7 protein-coding genes are annotated in these 5,355 nt (G+C 50.6%); 5 read left to right on the top strand and 2 right to left on the bottom strand.

The window, feature by feature from the left end; genetic code table 11:
* Positions 1 to 108: 108 nt before the first annotated feature.
* The 4 genes from ABWP27_RS12065 (at position 109) to cysM (ending at position 3,318) form a co-directional block, all read left to right on the top strand.
* Positions 109 to 423 carry a lipopolysaccharide assembly protein LapA domain-containing protein gene (locus ABWP27_RS12065; RefSeq protein ID WP_353157155.1) on the top strand — a complete coding sequence of 105 codons (315 nt, stop codon included), beginning with the start codon at positions 109 to 111 and terminating at the stop codon, positions 421 to 423.
* Positions 424 to 471: 48 nt separating this feature from the next.
* Entirely contained in the window at positions 472 to 1,647 is a 1,176-nt protein-coding gene (gene lapB, locus ABWP27_RS12060; protein ID WP_353157152.1) for a lipopolysaccharide assembly protein LapB, read from the top strand.
* Positions 1,648 to 1,880: 233 nt separating this feature from the next.
* Positions 1,881 to 2,246 carry a ComEA family DNA-binding protein gene (locus tag ABWP27_RS12055; protein ID WP_353157150.1) on the top strand — a complete coding sequence of 122 codons (366 nt, stop codon included), beginning with the start codon at positions 1,881 to 1,883 and terminating at the stop codon, positions 2,244 to 2,246.
* A 169-nt stretch (positions 2,247 to 2,415) separates the two neighbouring features.
* A complete protein-coding gene (cysM, locus tag ABWP27_RS12050; RefSeq protein ID WP_353157148.1) occupies positions 2,416 to 3,318 on the top strand; it encodes a cysteine synthase CysM in 903 nt (300 codons plus the stop codon).
* Positions 3,319 to 3,371: 53 nt separating this feature from the next.
* Here the strand turns inward: cysM and ABWP27_RS12045 are convergent, their stop codons facing one another.
* Complete coding sequence (locus ABWP27_RS12045) at positions 3,372 to 3,704, bottom strand: hypothetical protein (RefSeq protein ID WP_353157145.1); 333 nt, start codon at positions 3,702 to 3,704, stop codon at positions 3,372 to 3,374.
* 379 nt (positions 3,705 to 4,083) lie between these two features.
* A complete protein-coding gene (locus tag ABWP27_RS12040) occupies positions 4,084 to 4,650 on the bottom strand; it encodes a DUF1415 domain-containing protein (RefSeq protein ID WP_353157142.1) in 567 nt (188 codons plus the stop codon).
* A 183-nt stretch (positions 4,651 to 4,833) separates the two neighbouring features.
* On the opposite strand from ABWP27_RS12040, the gene ABWP27_RS12035 reads away from it, so the two are divergent.
* On the top strand, positions 4,834 to 5,355 hold a 522-nt coding region (locus ABWP27_RS12035), incomplete at its 3' end, for a YaeQ family protein (RefSeq protein ID WP_353157139.1).

The raw sequence follows: 5,355 nt of genomic DNA, 5'->3' as shown, positions 1-5,355 counted from the left end.
GCCATCCGAAGATGCCATTTTTTCACGTACAATTTCGCTAGTTAAGATTTACATCGATTTGGTCGGCGTAAAAGCCATCGATCTCGCCTAAATAAAGGAATCAGCATCATGAAGATCCTGTTCAGAATCCTTGCTGTCATATTTTTCATCGTGTTTTTCGGCTTTGCCTTGAAGAATACGGACGAAGTGACATTGCGGTTTTTTCTGGGTTACGTAATACAAGGGCCGCTGGTTTTATTGTTGCTGGGGTTTTTCGTTGGTGGCGCAGTGCTGGGCGTATTGGCGATGTTGCCTATGGTGTTCCGCTCGCGCAGGGAAGTAGCAAAGAACAAGAAAGCGCTGGTGGCAATACAGGACGAGGCACAGGCGCAACTGCAGGCCAAATCGCAACCGCCACAGCCGGATGCGGTGACGCCGCTCTAAGTGGCAGTTTTTGCCAATTTGATCAATCAATCATGAATACGACATTGCATGGAATTTGAGAACTGGTGGTTGCTCGCTATCCCCGCTTTTTTTACCCTGGGCTGGATTGCTGCGCGCGTGGATATCAAACAACTGGTTTCCGAGTCGCGCACTTTGCCGCGCGGCTATTTCAAGGGTTTGAATTTTCTGCTCAACGAACAGCCCGACAAGGCGATCGACGCTTTCATTGAAATCGTCAAGCTGGATCCGGAAACAGTCGAACTGCATTTCGCTCTCGGTAATCTGTTTCGCGGTCGCGGCGAGACCGAGCGGGCGATTCGCGTCCATCAAAATCTGCTGGCGCGTCCCGATTTGCCGCAAGAGCACAAGGTACATGCGCAATATGAATTGGGGCAGGATTATCTGAATGCAGGTTTGCTGGATAGAGCGGAAGAGACCTTCAACCTTTTGGTCGATACGCAATACAGCGCGCAGGCACGCCGTGCCTTGCTGGAAATTTATCAGCGTGAAAAAGAATGGGCGCGCGCCATCGAAGCGGCCGGTGCGCTACAGGAGTCGGGTGCCGGCGGTCGACAAAAGGAAATTGCGCAATTCTATTGCGAGCTGGCGCAGGATGAGCTGGTGCATACCCATACTGATGCCGCCATTGTGCTGCTGGAAAAAGCACTGGCTGCCGATCGTAAAAACGTACGTGCAATGATGCTGATGGGCGATGCTTTCCTCGCCAAGGGCGATGTCGAAGCCGCGCTGCTGGCATGGCGTCGCGTGGAACATCAAAGCGTGCCGCATGTGGCACTGGTGGCGCAGCGTTTGATGGATGGTTATCGTGCCGTAGGAAGGCCGCAGGAAGGTGTCAACCTGCTTAAATTCTATCTGGCTGAAGCCTCTTCCATCGATCTGCTGGAAGTTGTGTTCCAGGCCGTGCTGGAGCTGGAAGGCGTGGATGCGGCGACGCAAATGGTCAGCGATGAACTGCGCCGGACGCCGACCTTGCTGGGACTGGACAAGCTGCTGGAAGCGCGTTTGATGGATGCGCCGCCGGAAATGCGTTCCGAGCTGTCGATGGTCAAGAATCTGGTGCACGGTTATACGCAAAAGCTGGCGCGCTATCAGTGCAGCAATTGCGGTTTCAAGGCGCGCCAGTATTACTGGCAATGCCCCGGTTGCAGCAAATGGGAAAGTTATCCGCCACGTCGCACCGAAGAATTGAATGTCATGAATTGATGATATTCGCATGGCATTGATCATGCTCAATGCCATGCTCGCCCAGTACCTCATGCCAGTGCCATCACTGGCATTTTTTATCTCCGCCATCACCAAAATTCACCTGTTTATGGGAAGGTCAACCCATTGAATTGCTGCTAGAGTTCAAGTCGATTTATTGCAATATATGCAATAAATTTGGGCATCATGCCTGTCATTCCTGAGCTTTTTCACCAATAAACTGGAGACATCTCATGTTGAATAAATTCTTGCTGGTACTTGCAGGTTTGTTCGTTTCAATCGGTTGTGCGTTTGCGAACGTTGAAGTTAATCAAGCCGACCAGGCTGCGCTTGATGGTATCAAGGGTATAGGCCCGACAACTTCAAAGGCAATTCTGGAAGAGCGCAAAAAAGGTGGAAATTTCAAGGACTGGAATGATCTGCAGACGCGCGTGAAGGGTATAGGCGACAAAAGTTCGGAAAAATTTTCACAGGCGGGCTTGACCGTTAATGGCGCTGCCAAGCCCGGCGTAACAAAACCTTCTGCGGGTAAAACCGATAAAGTCAAAAAGACAGCGGACGATAAGGTGGTCGAGCCGAAAAAGACTGCCAAACAGTGACATTCAAAGGACTGTTGTAACGACAATTTCCGACGTGTGGTGATGGATGGCCCTGGCGATGAGAGTCGCCGGGGCTTTTTATTTTCAGTACCGTTTACAATCGGATTTGTACGCGTTCCGGCGCTGTCGATTAAAATGACATTCTTCAGGAAAAAAACCAATCTCCCCTATGCAATATTTGACTATCGAAGACACCATCGGTAATACGCCGCTGGTGCAACTCAAGCGGATGGACGGCGAAGAGTCGGCGCGTCGCAACAACATCATTCTCGGCAAGCTGGAGGGCAACAACCCGGCTGGCTCGGTGAAAGACAGGCCGGCCTTGTCGATGATCAAGCATGCGGAAGAACGCGGCACCATTAAACCCGGCGATACCCTGATTGAGGCAACCAGCGGCAATACCGGCATTGCACTGGCGATGGTTGCAGCGATGCGTGGTTACAAGATGATTTTGCTGATGCCGGAAAATCTGAGTGAAGAGCGTCGTCAGGCGATGGCCGCTTATGGCGCAAAGATAGTATTGACGCCAAAAACCGGCGGCATGGAGTACGCGCGCGATCTGGCAGAACAAATGCAGAAAAATGGCGAGGGCTTGATTCTCGACCAGTTTGGCAATCCCGACAATCCGCGTGCACATTATGAAACTACCGGCCCGGAAATCTGGCGCGATACCGGCGGGAAAATTACGCATTTTGTCAGCGCGATGGGAACGACCGGCACCATCGTCGGCGTCTCCGAATACCTGAAGGAAAAAAATCCGGACATCAAGATCATCGGCGTGCAGCCGGAAGAAGGTTCGCAGATTCCTGGTATCAGAAAATGGCCCGAGGCTTATCTGCCCAGGATTTACGATGCGAGCAAGGTCGATCAGCTGGAATATGTCAGCCAGGCAGTTGCCGAACAAATGGCGCGGCGTATGGCAATAGAAGAGGGAATTTTTTGCGGAATTTCTTCGGCAGGCGCGTGTGAAGTTGCGCTGCGAATTTCCCAGACGACTGAAAATGCGACGATCGTATTCATCGTCTGCGATCGTGGTGACCGCTATCTTTCAACAGGCGTATTCCCGGCCTGAGCCGGGAATGACCGAACGAAGCATCAAGTCAGCGTAACGATACGCTGACTGTTTTATTCGGCGTGTTCTGCCGCCACGCCATCCTTCGGCTTGAACTGCTTGTCGCTGATACGGAACTTATCGCGACGATCACCCATCAGAATGCGCAAATCGCGAATGCTCAAGTCACTCACTTCATGCATGCGAATCAGCAGCGATGCGCCTACCGGCAAACGGCGATGGCGGATTTTGCTGATGACTGGCGGCGCCACTTCCAATGCGCGCGACAGGGCTGCATCGTTCTTCAGATGCAGTTTTTCAATCAGCGAATCCAGCAAGTGATTGGGATCATAGGCAACCTGATCGGCGAGTCGGTTGCTGGTTGTTTGGCTATCTGGAGTAGTCATAATATCTTCGATTCAAAGTGTCAAAGGAGGATGGGGAAATGCAAGCTACTGCAATTTCAGCGGCTACTATTGGAGCGTTGTCACGTTGGTAAAGTTGCAAACGAAGATGCATTTTTTCAATATTACATATGAAAAAATTAACCATTGGTAACTAATATAGCAAAAAATTCCAAAAAAGCAATTTAAACTCGATGCTCTTTTTATATCTAGTATGTCTATATAGTGAGGCAAGAGTTCCCGAAAACAAGCTTTCTTTTTGCAACATTGTTTGCTGGAGTGTAATACTTTATTTATTCGCTTATCAAATTAATAATTTATTGTTGTGAGCTTGAATTAATTGCAATGGTATCGGCACGATGGTGCTGTTCCAGACCCTGATTCAGGGCTTGCTCAGGCCCAGTTGTTGCCAGCCTTCCAGTCCCAGTTCGCGCAAGGTCTCCATGTTTTTTTCAAAGATGGTCTCGGCCTGTGGAAAAGCTTCTACTGCGCGCTCAATGCTGGATTCCCGCAGTAAATGCAGAATCGGGTACGGCGAACGGTTGGTGTAGTTTTCAATATCGTTCGCGCCAGTGCCGGCAAACTGGTAGTGCGGGTGAAAACTGGCAATCTGGATTTCTCCATCCAGTTCCAGTTCTTCAATCACCTCGTCGGCGGCTTCCAGAAAATCGTTGTAATCCAGGAAGTCCTGCAACACGTCGGGATGAATCAGCAAAGTCGTGTCGATATCGGCGGGATCTGCGGCGTGCAGAGTCTGCAGTTCAGCTTCCAGGTCGCTGAGCAATGCATCCACGCTGCGAGCTGCGCTGACAACATAGCGGATTTGATTTTTGACGTGCACTGCTTTGGCGAACGGGCACAGATTCAAGCCGATGACGGCTTTTTCAAGCCAGGCTTGGGTTGCGGCGACAATCGCGTCATGCGATGCAGGAGGAGTAGGTGTATGCATTCGACTCATTTCAATAGAGCCTCTATTTTAAACGTTTGCATTCATTGCTGATTTTGCGATGGCAGCAATTGTGAAATCAATTGCAGATGCAAAAAATGATCTCTATGAGAGCGGCAGATCGGCTATTCTTGCCACCGTTAAGCACTACGCTTCATCCGGATATTTTCATCAAGAGTAAAATTCATGGCCCTCAAATCAACCATTTTCAAAGCTGATCTGCAAATTGCCGATATGGACCGGCCATATTATGACGGCCATATGCTGACGATTGCGCGCCATCCTTCTGAAACCGATGAGCGCATGATGGTCAGAATTCTGGCCTTCGTGCTGCACGCAAGCGAAGCGCTGGCATTCGGCAAGGGCTTGAGTGCAGATGACGAGCCGGATCTGTGGCGCAAGGATTTGACCGGCGCGATTGATCTGTGGATAGAAGTCGGCCAGCCGGATGAGAAGCGCATCATGAAGGCCTGCGGTCGTTCCAGCCAGGTCATCATTTACAGCTATAGCAGCATGAGCAATATCTGGTGGAATCAAATTGCCGGCAAAGTGGAGCGGGCGAAAAATCTGAGCGTATTCAATCTTCCTGCCGCGACCAGCCAGGCGCTGGCTAAACTCGCGCAACGCAATATGCAGTTGCAATGCACGATTCAGGATGCGCAAGTCTGGATCAATGGCGACGGCGAATCGCTGTTGATTGATTTGCAG

This window comes from Herminiimonas fonticola (genome assembly GCF_040395855.1).
Classification (GTDB): domain Bacteria; phylum Pseudomonadota; class Gammaproteobacteria; order Burkholderiales; family Burkholderiaceae_D; genus Oxalicibacterium; species Oxalicibacterium fonticola_A.
This window is presented reverse-complemented; position numbering and strand designations above follow the sequence as displayed.